Origin of the sequence: Mesorhizobium sp. BR1-1-2 (genome assembly GCF_020165435.1) — a bacterium.
Lineage (GTDB): Bacteria > Pseudomonadota > Alphaproteobacteria > Rhizobiales > Rhizobiaceae > Mesorhizobium.
Genome location: NZ_JAIUID010000011.1, coordinates 1 through 18,351, shown reverse-complemented (window position 1 = coordinate 18,351; position 18,351 = coordinate 1). Strand labels below are relative to the sequence as shown.

At 58.4% G+C, this 18,351-nt stretch carries 12 protein-coding genes and 1 pseudogene; 2 read left to right on the top strand and 11 right to left on the bottom strand.

Features of this window, described 5'->3' with window-relative positions; genetic code table 11:
• Nucleotides 1-66: 66 nt before the first annotated feature.
• The 8 genes from LB551_RS22075 to LB551_RS22035 form a co-directional block, all read right to left on the bottom strand.
• A complete protein-coding gene (locus LB551_RS22075) occupies nt 67-2,265 on the bottom strand; it encodes an acyltransferase family protein (protein ID WP_224660468.1) in 2,199 nt (732 codons plus the stop codon).
• Between the two features lie 154 nt (nt 2,266-2,419).
• A complete protein-coding gene (locus tag LB551_RS22065) occupies nt 2,420-3,637 on the bottom strand; it encodes a glycosyltransferase family 4 protein (protein ID WP_140552773.1) in 1,218 nt (405 codons plus the stop codon).
• A 6-nt stretch (nt 3,638-3,643) separates the two neighbouring features.
• Entirely contained in the window at nt 3,644-5,575 is a 1,932-nt protein-coding gene (gene cysN, locus LB551_RS22060) for a sulfate adenylyltransferase subunit CysN (protein WP_224660467.1), read from the bottom strand.
• Entirely contained in the window at nt 5,575-6,585 is a 1,011-nt protein-coding gene (gene cysD, locus LB551_RS22055; protein ID WP_224660466.1) for a sulfate adenylyltransferase subunit CysD, read from the bottom strand. The genes cysN and cysD overlap by 1 nt, the downstream gene beginning before the upstream one ends.
• A complete protein-coding gene (locus tag LB551_RS22050; protein ID WP_411910507.1) occupies nt 6,586-7,989 on the bottom strand; it encodes a lipopolysaccharide biosynthesis protein in 1,404 nt (467 codons plus the stop codon).
• Between the two features lie 289 nt (nt 7,990-8,278).
• Nucleotides 8,279-10,099, bottom strand: a complete 1,821-nt coding sequence (locus tag LB551_RS30045) for a sugar transferase (RefSeq protein ID WP_318012747.1) — start codon at nt 10,097-10,099, stop codon at nt 8,279-8,281.
• Between the two features lie 371 nt (nt 10,100-10,470).
• A complete protein-coding gene (locus tag LB551_RS22040; RefSeq protein WP_224660465.1) occupies nt 10,471-11,574 on the bottom strand; it encodes a glycosyltransferase family 4 protein in 1,104 nt (367 codons plus the stop codon).
• A 17-nt stretch (nt 11,575-11,591) separates the two neighbouring features.
• A complete protein-coding gene (locus LB551_RS22035) occupies nt 11,592-12,575 on the bottom strand; it encodes a sulfotransferase domain-containing protein (RefSeq protein WP_224660464.1) in 984 nt (327 codons plus the stop codon).
• Between the two features lie 432 nt (nt 12,576-13,007).
• On the opposite strand from LB551_RS22035, the gene LB551_RS22030 reads away from it, so the two are divergent.
• On the top strand, nt 13,008-13,907 hold the full coding sequence (locus LB551_RS22030; protein ID WP_411970962.1) for a formyltransferase family protein: 900 nt from the start codon (nt 13,008-13,010) through the stop codon (nt 13,905-13,907).
• A 57-nt stretch (nt 13,908-13,964) separates the two neighbouring features.
• Here the strand turns inward: LB551_RS22030 and LB551_RS22025 are convergent, their stop codons facing one another.
• The 3 genes from LB551_RS22025 to LB551_RS22015 form a co-directional block, all read right to left on the bottom strand.
• Nucleotides 13,965-14,993, bottom strand: coding sequence for an NAD-dependent epimerase/dehydratase family protein (locus LB551_RS22025; RefSeq protein ID WP_224628053.1), 1,029 nt, complete (start codon nt 14,991-14,993; stop codon nt 13,965-13,967).
• Nucleotides 14,990-16,339: a UDP-glucose dehydrogenase family protein gene (locus LB551_RS22020; protein ID WP_224660462.1), complete on the bottom strand. Its 1,350-nt coding sequence runs from the start codon at nt 16,337-16,339 to the stop codon at nt 14,990-14,992. Before LB551_RS22020 ends, LB551_RS22025 begins: the two co-directional genes overlap by 4 nt.
• Nucleotides 16,340-16,877: 538 nt before the next feature.
• Nucleotides 16,878-17,552: a hypothetical protein gene (locus LB551_RS22015; protein WP_224628041.1), complete on the bottom strand. Its 675-nt coding sequence runs from the start codon at nt 17,550-17,552 to the stop codon at nt 16,878-16,880.
• 614 nt (nt 17,553-18,166) lie between these two features.
• Here LB551_RS22015 and LB551_RS22010 point away from each other — a divergent pair.
• Nucleotides 18,167-18,351, top strand: a pseudogene (locus LB551_RS22010) (molybdate ABC transporter permease subunit); the annotation flags it as partial.

Genomic DNA, 18,351 nt, shown 5'->3' with positions numbered 1-18,351 from the left:
CGCTTCCGTGCTGGGACGTCGCATAAGGCTTCCCCGTCGAAAAAGTCCACGGCTCTCCTTCGCCTGTCATCGGTCATTTCCCCACCGTGCTTTGATGGCGTCCATGATCAAAACGTTGAGCTTGGACGCACCGGTCTCGCTGAGATGGTTGTCGTCCCGATAAAAAATCTGAGAGCCTCGATTGGCGAAACAGCGCTGTTGATCGCAGAAGGCCTTCTCCGGATACACACGCACGAGATTTGGATCGGATCCGACATTATCGTATAATTCGTATGTCCGTTGCGTTCGCCGGCGGAAATCCCCGTAGGAAACCGAAATCGGTTCCGCCTGCATATAAGCTGCAGGATCGTTCTGGCGTCTGGCCCGCATGAAAAGCACCTGCGGGACGTTCCAACCCATCTCCGGGACAGGATAGACTAAGACAACCTTCACCCCGCGCTCCAGAAGTGTGTTTATGGTGTGGGAAATGGCCGTGGCGACCGCAGCCGGATCGGCGGGCCCGGTTTCACCCAGCTTGGCCAAATGCGGGTGATCGTCGCCCGGCTCGATTCCCCCCTCGCCATTGTCATAACGGCTCTGCTCCACGAGAATGGGGAGACGCCACAAGAGCACGGCTATCGGCCGCTTCAGCTTGCCAATGTAGTCGAGCCTCTTGTCGTTGTAGTCGCCTGGACAACCCGGTTGGTCCACGTCAACCCTTTGCATACCCAGGAGAAATACGCAGCCGCCTCGATTGAGCGGTGTGAACGAAGCGATATCTCGGTAGTCGTCGAGGCTGTCTCGCATCGGACCAAGCAGAGTGCGAGCGTGAGAGTCACCTAAACTAACAAGAGCATAGCCCTCGGGGTTAGAGCCATGAAAGGTACAAGGGCCCTGTTCAGGCGCAAAGTTGAGACAGCTCTTCCCGTTCTGAAAAATCTGAGCCTCGCGAATATCGGATGCAGCGGCAATCGGGGCAAGGCCGTCCGCAAAACGGCTTGGCATGCCATTTTGGACATACCAGTAGTATCCGCCGCCGCTGAGTAGTACGGCCCCAAGTGAGGCAATCAGCCATATAACGGGCTTGCTGGTTCGCTTTCTGCTGCGGGTCGGCATCTCAACGAAGCGGTAAGTCGCAATGGCAAGTATAACAGATATCAAAATCCAACAAAGTACCATCGTGCCATCGACAGAATTGGTCGCACTCATTCTGCCGAAAGCAAATATTGGCTGGTGCCAAAGATAGAGAGAATATGATATCAGGCCGACAAATACAAACGGTTGGGAGGAAAGCGCTCGTGTAATGGGATCGCCGTGCCCTGTATACCAGATAAGCAATGCCGTTCCTGCAACCGGGATCAGCGTTACAAGTCCTGGGTGGTGCCACTGCGGTCTCATCAACGGCACCGCGCAGATCAGGAGCACCAAACCGACCGCAGGCGCGACTCGTGAAGAGCGCATCGACACAAGCCGGCCGCCAGTCAATTCGCGTCTTGCCAGAAACACCCCCAACCCTAGTTCCCAGATTCGAGGTGGCAGTAGAAAAAAAGATGCATCCGGAAAATGCCTTGTCATCCACTCCGCAAGAATGAACGAAACGACGAGCCCGAGGCACAGGATGGCGGTTAAAAACCTCCGAGCATATTTCCACACCAGTAGGAGAAAGCAGGGGAAGATCAGGTAGAACTGTTCTTCGACTCCCAAGCTCCATGTATGAATTAACGGACGAAAAAGATTGTCGGCTGCGTCGTAGCTCGCAACATGCCAGAAATATAGATTGGAAGCTGAAAAGATGGTTGCAAAAAGGCTCGCCGAATAGTCTCTGAAGGCGCTCGGCAGCATATATAGCCAAGCGAATGGGATCGTCACTGCTAAGACGGTATACAGAGCAGGTAAGATCCGTCTCGCGCGACGCTCGTAAAAGTTGGCGAACGAGAAAGTCCCATCCATGACTTCCCGCTGTACAATCGAGCCAATCAGATAGCCGCTAATAACAAAAAAGACATCAACGCCAATAAAACCGCCGGCAAAGGGGTCAAGGCCCGCGACGCGAAGCCCTGAATGGTAGAGAATCACCAGAACGACTGCGATCGCCCTCAGGCCGTCAATTTCGCGGCGATATCCAACTTGACCGGCCCGGGTCGTGGCAACGATCCCACTCTGGGCAGCTGCCGTGTCTTGGTTCGCATTGCGAGCAGGATGATGGGCTTCGTACGGCAGACCTCGATCCATGCCGGGGGAACCATATATCAATGGCGCAGCTGACTTTTCGCGAAACTCACTCATGTCAAAGGAGGCCCTTCCCTTGGATGCGTCTATCAAGATACCGGCGTGCTGACGCCCGGATCGGCCTGAAGCTGCTGCTGCAGCCAGGTCGTCGTGCTTTTTGCGGCTCCGATGACAAGGAAATCGATGTGCTCTACCCGCATTGTGAAACCCTTTAACCGCCGATTTCGCTGGTTAGGTCGGTCGCCAAGCCGGCCTTGCGGGAGCAAAGCGCCCTGTCATAGATCTTCATGACATTTTCGACATGGCGGTGTGTGCTGTAGGAGAAGAAGGCGTGGTCGCGGGCTGCATCGCTGATCCGGGCCCAGAGCGGCGGATTGGACAACAACCGCGATAGCGGCTCCATGAAGGCCCCGGCGTCTTCCGGCGTGACCAGAAATCCGGTCCGTTCGTTCTCGATAGCTTCCGGATTGCCGCCATGATCGGTTGCAACCACCGGCGTCCCAAGGAACATCGCCTCGATAAGGGTTCGGCCGAAGGGCTCTCCCATGGCGGGAACGACCAGAACATCCGTTGCTGCGAGGAAAGGTTCGATCGGGTTGCGAAAACCCATGAAGCGCACCGTTTGGCCGAGCCCGCGCTCGGCGCAGCGCACGCGGGCGGCAGCTTCAAGATCTTGCGAGCCCGCGGGAGAATTCCCGAACACGCAGCCGACGACTGGGATTTGCGGATGCTCCCGCACGAAACGATCAAGGATATCGATGAAGAGGAGCGGCCGCTTTCGTTCGATCAGCCCACCGATGAAGCTCAGGACGCGTGTTCCCGGTGCAAGGCCTAGCTCGTCCAGAAGTGCAGCCTTGGCCGCGATCCTGTCAGGCACAGTCGACGGATGGTCGAAGGGACTATGGATGACGCTGAGCCGTCCCTTGAGGGATCTGATCGGATGCCGCGGTCGCGAAAATCGCGACACTGTCACCATGCGATGCGCGATGAGCGGCGCCAGCACGTTGGCGCCTTTGGCGTCAGGGTCGCCGCGATGATGCCAAACCAGCCGGACACCTGACAGCCTCGCCGCAATGCCCCAATTCACATGCGTCCTGCCGTCATTGGTGTGAACGATATCGAACTTCTGCTCCTTGATGAAACGCCGCATGCGCGGGAGCGTACTGGTCAGATAGGTCATGACATCGCCGGGAATTGTTCCCTTTCCAGGCGAAGTCGTCGGCAGCGGGAAACCCATGAAAGGCTGACCTTCCATTTGCAGAAAGGCCGCCAGAGGCCCGGCCGTTTCCTGAAGCACCAGAATCGGAACGACCTTCGATGTATCGAGGTTCTGGATGAGCTTGAGCGCCGAGATGTGGCTTCCACCGACATCATCACCGATAAATGGAAAGCAAACCCGTACCGGCCCCTGGCTAGCTCCTCCAACCATCGCTTGTTACCCGGTCGCAGTTCCGAGGTAGCTGCCTCGTTCAAGGTAGCCGACGATCGCTTCCGCGGCCCCCTCGGCGCTCAGATCCGGCGTTACCGTGATCTGTGGCGCTTCTGGGCGTTCATAGGGACTGCCGATGCCGGTGAAATTCTGGATCAGCCCGTTTCGGGCGCGTCGATAAAGGCCCTTCGGGTCGCGGCTTTCGGCGACCTCCAGTGGTGTATCGATGAAGATCTCGATAAACTGCCCTGGGCCGAAGAGGTCGCGCGCCATCCGCCGTTCCGCCTGAAACGGTGAAATGAATGAAGTAAGCGCTATCAGTCCGGCATCGACCATCAGCTTGGCCGCCTCGGCCACGCGTCGAATGTTCTCCACGCGATCAGCATCGGTAAAGCCGAGATCTCGGTTCAAGCCATGGCGAACATTGTCGCCATCAAGCAGGTAGGTGTGCTTGCCGAGCGCATGGAGGCGCTTCTCCACGAGATTCGCGATCGTCGATTTTCCGGAGCCCGACAGGCCTGTGAACCACAGCACCACGGGCCTTTGACCTTTGGCGATCGCCCGCGCATTCATGTTGACATCCAGTGCTTGCCAATGGACGTTGTTCGCCCTGCGCAGACTGAAGTCGATCATTCCGGCACCGACCGTGTGGTTGTTGATCCGGTCGATGACGATGAACGCGCCGGTTTCGTGCACGCTGGAAAAGGGGTCGAAGGCGAGCGGCGCCTGCGTCGTCAAGTTGACAAAGCCGACGTCGTTCTTCTCGAGGGTTTTTGCTGCCAGTTTTGCAAAATTATTGATGTCAACCCGGTGTTTTATCTGCGTGACGCTCGCACCCACCACGCTGGTGGCGAGCTTGATCAGATACGGGCGGCCGGGGATCAATGGATCCTCGTGCATCCAGAGCAGATGGGCCGCAAACTGGTCTGACACTTCCGGGCGCTCCGCCGCCCCCGCCAGGACGTCGCCGCGGGACACGTCGATCTCATCTTCGAGCGTCAGCGTGACAGCCTCGCCCGCCGCTGCCTCCGACAGGTCTCCGTCCTGGGTGACGATGCGCTTGACCAGGCTTGTCACGCCGGAGCGTGCCACGACCACACGGTCTCCCGGCCGGATCACGCCGGCGGCGACAGTGCCGGCAAACCCGCGAAAGTCGAGGTTCGGACGATTGACCCATTGCACCGGCATCCGGAAAGGCGCGCTACGGCGGTCTCGTTCCACCTCCACGGTTTCCAGATGCTCGATGAGCGTCGGGCCCCGATACCAGGGCAGGTTCTCGCCTTTCGAAAGAACATTGTCGCCATAACGCGCCGACAGCGGGATGGCCTCCAGAGAAACGAAGCCAAGCGGTTCCGCGAAGCTTCGATAGGTCGCCTCGATCTCCTCGAATGCCGTTTGCGAATAGTCGACCAGGTCGATTTTGTTGACCGCAAGGACGACATGCCGGATTCCGAGCAGCGAAACGATGAAGGAATGTCGGCGTGTCTGGGTCAGAATGCCCTGCCGCGCATCGACAAGAATGATCGCCAGGTCGGCATTGGATGCGCCGGTAGCCATGTTGCGGGTGTATTGCTCATGGCCGGGCGTGTCGGCGACTATGAATTTGCGCCGCTCCGTGGCGAAGAAACGATAGGCCACGTCGATCGTGATACCCTGTTCGCGCTCGCTGGCGAGACCGTCGACCAGAAGGGCGAAGTCGAGATCGCCGCCGGTTGTGCCGTGGCGTTGGGAATCGCGGGTAAGTGTGGCAAGCTGGTCTTCCATCAGCAGCTTCGTGTCGTAGAGCAGCCTGCCGATCAGCGTCGACTTGCCGTCATCCACGCTGCCGCATGTCAAAAATCGCAGCAGGCTCTTCTTCTCGTGAACGGCAAGATATTGCGAAGTGATCTCGTCTATCGAGGAAGATTCGAGTTCCGCGGTTTGAGCAAAACCCAGCATCAGAAGTACCCCTCGCGCTTTTTCTTTTCCATCGATGTTGCTTCGTCATGGTCGATCAGCCGGCCCGATCGTTCGGAGGTCCTCACGACAAGCATTTCCTGGAGCACTTCGGGAACAGACGCGGCAGTGCTTTCGGTGGCCGCGGTGAGGGGATAGCAGCCAAGCGTGCGGAAGCGGACCGAGCGCATTTCGGGGGATTCGCCTGGGCGAAGCGGCAGACGGTCGTCGTCCACCATGATCAACTGTCCGTCGCGCTCCACCACCGGGCGCTTGGCCGCGAAATACAGCGAGACGATGGGGATGTTCTCCCTCATGATGTATTGCCATATGTCGATTTCGGTCCAGTTCGATAGAGGAAAGACCCGGACCGACTCCCCTGGTTTCAGCCGGCCGTTGTAGAGGTTCCATAGTTCCGGGCGCTGGTTCTTTGGATCCCAGCCGTGGCTATCGCTGCGCAGCGAAAACACCCGTTCTTTCGCGCGGCTCTTTTCCTCGTCGCGCCGCGCGCCGCCGAAAGCGGCGTCGAAGCCGAGCGAGGTCAGTGCCGATTTCAGCGCCTCCGTCTTCATGATCTGCGTGTAGGTCGACGAGCCGTGTGTGAATGGCGTGATCCCTTCGGCCAGGCCGGCCTCGTTGCGACGCACCAGCAGCTTCACACCGAGCCGCGCGACAGTCTCGTCGCGGAAACGGATCATTTCTTTGAATTTCCACGTCGTATCGATGTGGAGGAGGGGGAACGGCAGCTGCGACGGATAGAAGGCCTTCATCGCGAGATGGAGCATCACTGCCGAGTCCTTGCCCACCGAATACAACATCACCGGGTTGCGCAGTTCGGCGACGACCTCGCGAATGATATGGATTGATTCAGCCTCGAGTCGTTGCAGATGGGTGAGCGACGAAGGTGAGGAAGGCGAGCGCCGCTGCGCTGCAGGCAAAGTGACCAGGGCTTGAGGTGCCGGGGCTCGAGATGCAAGAGCTTGAGGTGCAAGAGCTTGAGGTGCAAGAGACATCTAGATCGCCTTTGAAGGGGCAAGACTTGCTTGGTTGAGAGCGTCCGCCGGCGGGGTTTGCCGGTCGGGGTGATGGGCGGTCTTGAGTGCCTGTCGCAACGAAAGCGCCAGACCGAAGGCCCACAGAATGCCCAGGACGATATGGGCAATATTGCCGCCCATCGCGCCGATCCGCGGGATGAGCAGCAGGGCCGTTACGTGGAAGGCGGCTGTCGCGACGACAACAATGCGCAACACCTCACGTTGCCGGCCCATGGCAAGCAGCGCCGAGCGGGCGGCTGAGCCCGAAAGCACGAACGTGACAGCCACCATCTGCACGATGACTAGGCTGGCTGCGCCTATGAACTCCGGTCCCGCGGTCCAGGCGAGCAGCGGCCGGATGAGCACCGCCACGACCAGGACGCAAATGACGCCAAAGCAGAGCAGCATGGCTTCGGTCTGAAAGATCACCCGCTTGAATTCCTCGATGCTGCCTTTTGCCCAAAGGCGGGCGACGTCGGGATAGAGAACGTTTTGCACCTGCGGCCCTACTTGCTGGCCGACGCGGCCTATGCGCTTGGCGATCTGGTACAAGCCAGCCGAGGCCGGGTCGGCTAGCCATCCGACCAGCAGTGTATCGAGCTCTTGCGCGCTCGCGCGCAAAGTGAGTGAAATGTTCGACGACCACGCGAAATCCCAGATGCCAGGGAAGCGGCGTGTGATGCCGGCCAAAGGCGCGCCCAGGACATTGTGGACACCCTGCCTGTGTAGCGCGCGCATGGTCAGCGTCAGCAGCGCCAGGGAGCCGAGGATCTGCGTTCCGGCCCAAACCGCTGTGAAATAAGCGAGATCGCCATTGATCAGCACGCCGAGCAGACACAGCAGTACGCGCAGAACGGCGTTGAGCAGCTGCCCATAGGCGAGGAGGCGGAAGTTGCCGGCCATGCGCTGGACAGCCACGGGGACGCCGGAAATCTGAAACAGCAGAACGCTGGAATAGAGAACAAGAAGATGCACGATTTGCGTCGACCAACCGAAAACCGGCGCAATGAGAAGGGCCGCGCCAATGGCGACGACCCAGGCGCAGACAGCGGCGCCGACATCGATAAGCAGGCCGAACTTCATGAGGACGCGCAAATTCTCGTGGCCCTCGGACGCGTTCATGCCGGCTGCGTATTTGATAATTGGCTGCCACGACTGGAAGCTGACAACGCGCTCGACGACCCTTGTGAACGCGATGATCAATGCAAGCTCACCATAGTTCGTCACGCCAAGCGCTCGTGCTGAAAGCGTAAAGGCTACAAGCGCCAGCAATGAGCCAAGAAAATTGCCGGTCAGAAGGTGTGCGATATTGGCCAGGCGTGTGCGGCCCGCACTCTTGCGCCTGGCAGCTTGCAGCACCCGTCGAGCCAGTTTTCCGATCATCGCAACCGTAGCCAAAGTCGCCCCGCTCATTCTTGATCGGCAATACGCGTCCCTTGGTCGTTCTCTGGGATTGTTTCTGCCGATGACATCCATCATCGGCAGAAACCAGAAAGCCGCCACGACCAAGTTTGGTCCTGTCGCAACCCCAATAAGCTAGCACCTGATCGCCGCTACGACCGATGGCCTACCCCATTAGCGGTAGCAGCTTCATGGCCGGTTTATCGCTAAATATATACGGCGCGAAAAAGTAGAACTATAAGAGATGCCGAACTAATAAAGAGAAATCCCCCTAAATATTTGGCTTTGTAAATTTAAAAAAAAGCAAACGGCTCCATATCTTATTAATCTCCTCGGGATGAAGCACAACATATATGGTGCGCCTCTTTCGCTGTTGGTCGAGGACTGCTCTAAGGTTGGATCCGGTAAGAGATATGCCGAAATCCGACGGGCCCGAATAGGCCTGGCCGAGCATGCGATCCAGCATCAACTCTCCCAAGGCCGGAGTGTAACGCGCAGAGCTCCAGTACCACCGCATCGTCTGATGACGATCGCCCGGATCCGGAATGTCTTCCATTGTAACGGAGTTATAGCCGCTAAAATCCCACAGTTTCACTTCAGATGTGGCTGTCTTGGATGCATTGACCTGACTTACAGTATACGTCAGATCCACACGCCATCGGTCGTAAACCGGGAGTAGCCCCATGGCCCTGAGTGCTTCCATCTGACGAGCATGTATCGGTGAAATGAAGAGCGTGACGTCTACTCCAGCGGCGGTGAGACGATCCAGCAGGTCGTGCAACAGGCCGATTCTGGTGCGGTCATAATCGAAGCTGCCGGGAGACGAAAACTCCGCCATCAACCGATTCAGCCTCTGGTCGGACACCTGTCTGTAGCTGTAATTGTGCGCCAACATGATCTGGTGAAAACCGTCTTCCTTGTCGGTCTCCTGAAATCCAATGCTGTTGGCGTGCACCGTCCGCAAAGCGTCGATAAAGCTTTCGGGGGAGAACAAGGACCGCGCATAAACGATAGGCATTGGAACCCCGGCAAAGCCGGACTCCGGAAAATCCTGGGTTTCCGTTCGGTCCGCCTCAAACATGGAGAAATCGAGATTGACGATCATCCGGCGGGGGGCGCCATGAGCCAAGGCGAACATGCCAATGTCATAGAGTTCGGCCATGCTCGCATGCGGAACCGCGGCATTGTAGGCCTTCAGCCTAGCTAGGCTCGGTCCGGCGGGATCAAGCCCGACGCGCGCCCGCGAGCCGCCGAGGATCAAAGTGTCGTAGTCGGTGAGCCATAGACGTAGTGAGCGCTCGGCTGTCGTGCCGATCGAAAGGCGATGTGTCTTTTCGGCATTGAAATCAGGAATCTCAAGATGGTGGTTGATGCCATATGGATCGACAACAAAAACGAAAGCGGCAGTCCCAAGCTCGAGCAGAATACCGATGGCTGCAACCCTTGCAGCGAACCGTGGCAGGCGCGATCCAGATGTCCTCAACGGCCCGCCCGACTGCGAAACCTGCGAGCCCATGAACTCGGGCATGGTGGCGTGTCCCGCGGCGCTGATCCCCTCTCGGGTGAAGATCTTGTAAAAGGTCAGGCAGAGAATTTTCAGGTCAAGTGCGAAGGTCCGGTGATCGACATACCAGACGTCCAGGACGAAGCGGTTCTCCCAATCAAGTGCGTTGCGGCCATTCACTTGCGCCAAACCTGTGATGCCGGGAAGGACTTGGTGACGACGCGCCTGCTCAGGGCTATAGCGGGGGAGATACTCCATCAAGAGTGGACGAGGCCCGACGAGGCTCATCTCACCCCGCAATACGTTGATCAATTCGGGCAGCTCATCAAGGCTGCTTGCGCGCAGAAAGCTGCCGAAGCCAGTTAGCCTGTCAGCATCGGGAAGCAGCCGGCCATGATGATCCCGACGATCGGTCATCGTTCTGAACTTGATTATCTTGAATGGTTTTCCGTGCAGGCCGGGACGTTCCTGGCGGAAAAAAACAGGACGCCCAAGAAACAGCGCGACTGCTATTGAAAGCACCGCGATGAAGGGCGACATCAGCAGCAGAAGGCAGGCGGCACCGAGCAGGTCGAACGTGCGTTTCATGAGCGATGCTCCTTTCATCAGCATGCCTGCCGCGGCTCGCTGATACGCCCTCTGGCCAACCGCAAGGCTTCGTAGTGATCAAAAGCCAGGCCGCGCCACGGGACACAATCTCGAAAGTCTGCATGTAGCCTTGTGTCTTGAGGCCGATCCCAGCCAGGGACGACGTGTGGGCATTGCCTTGCCCCGCGCGGCAGGTCGCCGCTTTTAGTTATATTGGCTGTAAAGTGCGCCTATCAAAGATCATCTCCGGATGAACATCAGGATATGTGCGCCGGATTTGAAACGCTCGAGGTGTTCTTGTCCGACATTGGATATTTTTCATTCGCAGATCGCGAACCTGAACAACTGAGTTCGTGATCGATTGCCTTCACTCAGAATTTCGTCAAAGCGGAGTCCCATTTTTCCGCAATCTGCTGCATTGAGAACCGATCGATCGTTTTCCGGGCCGATCTACCCATTTTGTGGCGAAGAGCATTATTTCGCATCAGGCATGCCATCGCAGATGCCAACTCGGCAACATCGTCGACTGGTACCAGCAGACCCGAAACGCCTGGTTCGACGATTTCGGATGGACCGAAATCACAGTCCGTTGCGACGACGGGCAGGCCGGCCGCCATCGCCTCGATCAGCACGTTGGGAAAGCCTTCGTAGCGTGACGGCAGGACAAAGAGGGAGGCGTCGCGTGCCCATTCGCCCGGACGCTCGGTAATGCCGGCAAGCTTTACCCTGTCCTCCAAATCAAACGCATTGATCTGACGTTGAAGAAGAACCCGATCAGGTCCCTCGCCGAAGATCGTCAATGCCCATGCCGGAAATTCGGTGGCGATTTTAGCAAACGCCTTTATCAGCGTGTCGAAGCCTTTCTGTTCCACCAGGCGTCCGACGGCGACCAGGCGAAACATTTCATTGCCATGGTCTTTGTAGGCATCGGTCGCTTCGCACGGATTTCCGATGACCTCGCAAGGATTTCCGATAACGTGGGCCTTTTTTCTGAGCGTATCTGGAAGCGTCTTGACAATCGCATCAGTCTGCATGACCAGCCGATCCGCCTGCCGAAGTACAATTCCAGAAACGAGCCGCCAGGCGGCGTGTTTCTTCTGCGCTTTGGGATTGTTCCTTTCCGAGATAATAACCCGGATGCCAAGATTCTTCGCCGCCAGCAGGCAGAGAATATTAATCTTTGTTAGAAACGAAACGATCAGAGTGGGCTGAAGCTGCTTGAATTCCGCGCGCAACATGGCCACGCGCCGCAAGCTGCGGATAAATCCGAGTTTCGAAAGCCGCGAAGCCCCATCCTCTACAAGTCTGTGGACGGTGACCTTCGGGTGCAGGGCAAAATAGCTCTTATCTTGCTCTCCCACGAAAGCAAATAGATGGACTTCATCTCCGCGCCTGCATCGATCTGCGGCGAGCAGACTGACGACGCGCTCCGTCCCTCCCGCACCCAGGCCCGCCTGCACAATCGCAAGTCGCATTTACTCCCCTCTTAACGTCAAGACGTCGACGGATTATTTCCATACTTCTCGGCAATCTCCGCCAAGTTGCTGCATGGATTGGTGGAAAGGGATTCGATGACAGGAAGATCTCTCTTGATCATCTCGCCTTGGCCGTGTTCATCCATGGTTTGGCGGCGAAGTTCATACCAGCCGCATACGAGCCGCGTTCCGCCACGGCGAAGCAGTTCCATCGCGGCTGGAGTTAGCCAGTCGATGCAGGTCTGCTCAATGAGTTCGGCTTGCGCATCACTAAGATAGTCGGCAAAGCCGCCGACCTTGCCGAGACGCGCATGCTGGCTTTCGCCATCGTGCGCCGCTAGGCCGTCCGCCATCTCATGCTCACGCATTACGTCGAAACGCGAAGCGTCGATAGAATCCTGAAGCGCGCGCACGGACGGTGTGTGGCCGAGAAATGTCAGGATACGCGTGCAGGCACCCATAGGATCTTCAGTCAGTTCCCCATAGCCCAATACTGCACTCACGTGATGCTTTAGACCTCTACCCCAATCATTCAGATATACTATCAGAGCCGGCAGGCCTTGTTCGCGATCGGCAATGAACGCGTCCATGGTGCCTTCGAAGCAGTGTTTGTGACGTGTGGCATCGAAATAAGCTGACACGATTACGTCGCGCGGATCTCGGGTCATGAAGATGATGGGTCGATTGAGAAAAAGCGAGCGTCTATAGGTGAGGTGCGAAACCAGGACGAGCGGCACGCGATGGCGCTCATCTGTGTAACGAAAAGCCGGGATGCCCCTTGTCGGATCGAGATCGAAATCCGGAAGAACCTCGAACATTGGCGAAAGATCGCCATTCTCGCCGTTGGCGTGGCGACTGAAGTATTCCGAAAGTATGTGTCTAAGCTGGGTTGCTCCGGATTTGGGATAGGAGACAAGAAACGCGTCTGCACCCGACGCAGCCCAGGTCATCCTGATCCGGGCGTCGATCTTATGCAATGTCAGACGGGTGGTCGTCAGCATGGTGACAGGTCTTCAGTCCTTGGGGATCGTAGCGCAGCATGTATGACGTCGCAGTCGAAGGACGCGATGGGCGAGCTGCCGGCCATGGCCTTGAGCGGTACCGCGCAATCTTCGTAGCGGGACGAAGCACAAATGCGTCGACGTCCAGAAAGCAGGATCGCCATGCGTGGAAGATCAGATCCGCCCTTCCCGACTGTAGCGGCGCTGCGATCCAGAAATGCCAAGCCGGCGAAGCTGTCCATCGCGTATTCCAATCCCGCTGTCGCAATCCCTAAATACCCAGCTTTCTTTGAAGGGACGAGTTGCACATAGGGATGCATGGCCGGCTGCCGTTTACCTCTAAAGGAGGACTTGGGCGCAGAAACGAAGCAGACAATAGAAGAGATCTGTGTCCATCTATCGCTCACGTCGGTGAGTTGGAGCCTTGAATTCATGCGCATAGCCTTTGTCGGTGCGGTGGAGGGATCTCGGGTCGCATTCGATGCCCTTGTCGAAGCTGGCATGACGCCATCGCTGCTTGTCACCCTTGCGGGCGAAGCTTCCAAACGCCATTCCGATTTCGTCGATCTGGCGGGGCCGGCACGTCTGGCCGGGACCGCGGTCCACCTGACCAAGGACATCAATGCGCCCGACACGATCGACAGGCTCGAAGCCGAGCGGCCCGACTTGACGATGGTGGTCGGCTGGTCGCAAATCTGCCGCGGCGAATTTCGCTCGGTCGCCCGATATGGCTCGATCGGCTTTCACCCGGCGCCGTTACCGCGTTTTCGGGGCAGGGCGGTGATCCCCTGGACGATCATTGCGAATGAAAAAGAGACGGGCTCGACTTTCTTCCGGCTCGACGAGGGTGTCGACAGTGGCCCTGTCGTCCTCCAGAAGCTTTTTGCCGTGGCACCGGACGAGACCGCGCGCTCGCTCTACGACAAGCACAAGCAGGCCCTGTTCGAGATGACGCCGCTTGTCGTTTCGGCGATAAGTCGTGACAAGGCCGTGGGCGTCGCGCAAGACGAATCCCTTGCCAGCTACTGCGCAAAGCGCACCGCCGATGACGGAATGATCGACTGGAGCGATGCCGCCGAGAATGTCCTTCGTTTTGTCCGTGCCGTCGGCGATCCCTATCCGGGCGCCTTCACTTTCACTTCCGGTGCCAAGATCGTGATCGACAAGGCGCGCATGTTTGCCCTGCCTGGGCGCCATATCGGGCTGACCGGCCAGGTCCAAACTCATACCGACAGCGGCTTTACAGTGCTTTGTGGAGACGGAGCCGCCATTGAGGTGACATCCTGGCATGGCGAGAGGCCCAGGATACACGCCAAGCTGTGCTCGGCATGACCAACCTGTGTCGGGCCAAGGAGTTAGGCGCGTGCACTGATCACAGGACTGCGCGCTTCAGGCGGCTATTGTCGGCCGCGACGGCCGTTCTTCCAGATACCAGCGTACGAAGGCGGTCACCCCGTCCTCGACGCTGGTGCAAGGGCGAAAGCCGGTAAGGGCCTCCAGCAGGCGGGGGTCGGCATAGGTTGCCCGCATGTCGCCAGCCTGCATCGGCAACATCTTGCGGATGGCGCGTTTGCCCAGGCACTTCTCGATCGTCTCGATGAAAGGCAGCAGCCCGACAGGCTCGCCGCCGCCTATGTTGACGACACGCCACGGCGCGACGGGTGACAGCGTGTCGACGACGCCGGGAGCGGACGCCGCGCGACCTGTCGCCGGCGTGCATTCGACGAGCCGGACGATGGCTTCGACGAGATCGTCGATATAGGTGAAATCACGCTTCATCAGGCCTTCGCCATACACTTCGATCGGACGGCCGTTCTCGATCGCGTCGACAAATTTGAAGAGTGCCATGTCGGGCCGGCCCCAGGGGCCATATACGGTGAAGAAGCGGAAGCAGGTGGTCGGCGTCCCGAAGATATGTGAATAGGAGTGCGCCATCGCCTCCATCGCCTTCTTCGTGGCCGCATAGAAGGTCAACGGGCAATCAGCCTTGTCGGTTTCGACGAATGGCATCTTGTCGTTCGCTCCATAGGCCGAGCTCGTTGACGCAAGGAGCAAATGCCGGGGCTTGAGATCACGCGCAAGCTCAAGCACGTTGAACGAGCCGACGAGATTGCTGTCCGTGTAACTTCGCGGATTGTCGATTGAGTAGCGGACACCGGCCTGCGCGGCCAGATGCACGATCACATCGGGCCGGGCGGAGTCCGCGGCGCGGCGAAGGGCATCCAGGTCTTCCAGTTGGCCGATATGGGCGCGAAAGGCGTCGTATCTTTGAAGCAGGGCGTGTCGGGACTGCTTCAGGACGATGTCATAGTATGGCGTCATCCCGTCGAAGCCGGTGACGCGATGACCGTCCTCGAGCAGCCGGCGCGCCAGGTGAAAACCGATGAATCCTGCGGTGCCGGTGATCAGATACCTCATTCCGCGGCCGCGGCGAAAACTGCCTTGTCTGCGACCGCTCCCTCACCGATATTCACGTACTCGAAGCCGTGCTTGGAAATCTCTTCCCGCCGGTAAATGTTGCGCAGGTCGACCACCACCCGTTTCGACATCGTGCGGGACAGTCGTTCAAAATCCAGGGCGCGGAACTGATTCCACTCGGTCACGATGACCAGCGCGTCGGCGCCCTCGGCGCATTCATAGGCGCCTTCGGCATAGCTCACGCTTGTGCCGAGCACGATTTTCGCCTGATCCATGCCTTCGGGGTCATACACTCGGACATGTGCTCCAAAATCGATCAAGGCCTGGATGATCGAGAGGGAAGGCGCTTCACGGACATCATCGGTGTTGGGTTTGAAGGTAAGACCCAGCAAGGCCACCGTCTTTGCGCGGACATCGCCGCCGCAGGCAAATACGATCTTGCGCGCCATGGTGCGTTTTCGCTGGTCGTTCACGGCAACCGTCGTTTCGATCAGGCGCAATGGCGCGCCGCTGTCCTGCGCCGTCTTGACCAAAGCCAGCGTGTCTTTCGGAAAACAGGATCCTCCATAGCCCGGGCCAGCGTGGAGGAACTTTGAGCCGATGCGATTGTCGAGCCCGATGCCCCGCGCTACCTCGCGCACGTTCGCGCCCACGCTCTCGCAGAGATCCGCGATCTCGTTGATGAACGTGATCTTGAGCGCCAGGAAGGCGTTGGCCGCATATTTGATCAGCTCGGACGTGCGGCGGCCGGTAAACAGGATTGGCGCCTGGTTGAGATAAAGCGGCCGATACACCTCCGCCATCACCTCCCGGCCACGCGCGTCCGACGGCAGGCCGATAACGATCCGGTCTGGTCGTTTGAAGTCGTCGATCGCGGCTCCTTCGCGCAGGAATTCCGGGTTGGAGACGACCGCCACGTCGGCCAGGGGATTGCATTGGCGAATGATCCGTTCGACCTCATCCCCCGTGCCCACCGGCACCGTGGATTTGATTGCCACCACGGTGAACCCGTGAACAGCGGCCGCGATTTCCCGGGCCGCTTCGTAGACATAGGACAGATCGGCATGGCCGTCGCCTCGCCTCGAAGGCGTCCCGACGGCAATGAACACCACGTCCGCATCGGCGACCGCCGCTGCAAGCTTGCTGGTGAAGGTGAGCTGGCCGCTCGCGGAATTCTTGTCGACGAGGTCGTCGAGACCTGGCTCATAGATCGGCATTCTTCCGGCCTGGAGATCGGCAATCTTGGCCTCCGCCTTATCGACGCAGACGACTTGATGGCCGAAATCAGCCAGGCAAGCGCCCGATACAAGACCCACGTAACCCGAACCAACAATCGCGATGCGCATGTAACCGCCACTCTGATGATGACAACTGACGCGATTAAGCCAGCAGCGGCCAAGAAAATGGAGTGCGCAATCGGATAAGACATTACCACTTCCGAGACCTGGTATAGGCCCGGACGGTCGTCTGGCGCGGTTTGACAACGCTAAGTGCTGATGGCCATTGCAAATGGACGAGACGAGATGATCTGGCGCGCAGCCACGCTCGGCTGCAAGCCGGCTGACGGCGCTTCATTGGCGCGTCGATTGCTTGAGTTCATTTTCCGTCAAAATTCCGGTCGGCGGCCGTTCGGTCTTTTGCCATGCTCTTAGAAGTAGCTCGGTTCTCGCTTCAACTTGCCGTCCGGGAGCCGAGCCGGGAAATTGCCCTCGAACAGCCTCGCCTGAGCTTGATAGATCTTCGTCCGGGTGAGGCTGCGCGCTGGAGTGTCCTGCCGTGACGAACAACGCTAGGCAAGAGCACGCCGAGGCCGGCAGGGCGATTTTCCGGTCCATGCAATGGAACTGTTGCCGGCTGCGCGTGGTCGCATTTGCCGGCGAACATTCAAAGAATGTAGCTGAGGGCCTCGCTTTCCGTCGCACTGTCAGCCGCGGAGACAGGCTTGGCGAAGAGGAAGGCACCATCTCGCGAGAACAGATCCGCCGGCATCATCTGGAACTCGCGCTGCGAATGCGGGACATCCAATTCACGATCGACAATATGCCAGAGGCTGTTGAAGAACGACCCGTCGGCTTGCCTCATGCTTTCCCCCCGAAGCGGCTTTCTCGATGAGAAAACCGTTGCTGGATTGGCCCACATGTCGGCAATGGCGATATCGTAATAGCCGGGATGCGCGGCATTGGGTTTGATAATCGCGAAGGGCGTGTTCTTTTCCGGCCAGCCTATGCGGCCCACGGTCAGGCACTCTTCCGGCTCGGGCAATCTTGCCTCCACAAGATAGGCCAGTGCCGCATCGATGCCCCCGATTTCCGAAACGACGCACGATGTCAGTCCCGCGCGGGCAAGCTGCATCAGCTTTCGAGCCTCCTGTTCATCCATATCGGCCCATCTCAGGAAAGCCATCCATTGCTGGTGCAGGCAGTCGTCCTTGGCCTGGCAAAGAAGTCGTCCTGCCTCCAAAGCGGATTCGACCCTCCTCCTGTCCGCCTCCGCGAAGGCTTCTCGCGCAGGGCGAATTCGGCCGGCTATTTCCATCAGGTCATTTGAGATGTTTTTCATATCCTCCTCCCCAGGCGGATTTCTAATCTGACTTATGCGCTCCATGATGCGTTGGTTTTGTATTGCGTAGAATGCCTTCACGGGAACGCGTGAGATATCTTAGTGACGTGGCCAACCTATTCTTTTGAGCAAGGGTCCCACTTCCGACCGTCGGCCGACCCGCGCGCGATAGTGTTCGCTACTACTTGCTGCCATAGCTTCGCTTTCGTCGTTGTCGGCGTCGCCTGGTCCACACGACGACGTCTGCAAATTCTGTCGTCCGATCCGCCGAACGCCATCTGCCGGGCGGTATGCGCGCGATGGAAGCTCGGGACCCAACACTGGTCGCGACATGCATGGCTTGTCCCCCGGGTTTAATTTTTCGACGACTGAAGAATACGCGTACCCTATCATTTCGGTGATGATGCTCATCCAACCAGATCTGGAGACCTGCGCAGGAAGGAGTAGTCAGAAGAGCTGGAGAAAGCCCGAATGACCGCGGAGAAGGAAAATCCACACGCCTTTGGGCGAATGGAAGTAGGCGCCGTATCTTTCAACGAACTTGCACGCCCAAGGCTCTTGAAGTCATAGCGGAGGGCAATCTGGCTTGAACGAGTGGGGCGATCCCGAACTCCATGACAGCAGTGGCCATCACAGCACCCGCTCGGGCGGGTTGGCGGTTTCGACAGCCGAGTGTCATTCCGGGTTTCGGATTGACGCTCGGCTTCTCGCTTGCCTACCTTACCCTCATCATCCTCATTCCGCTGTCGGGGCTGATCTGGCGCTCGGCGGCGCTCGGCTGGACCGATTTCTGGGCGAT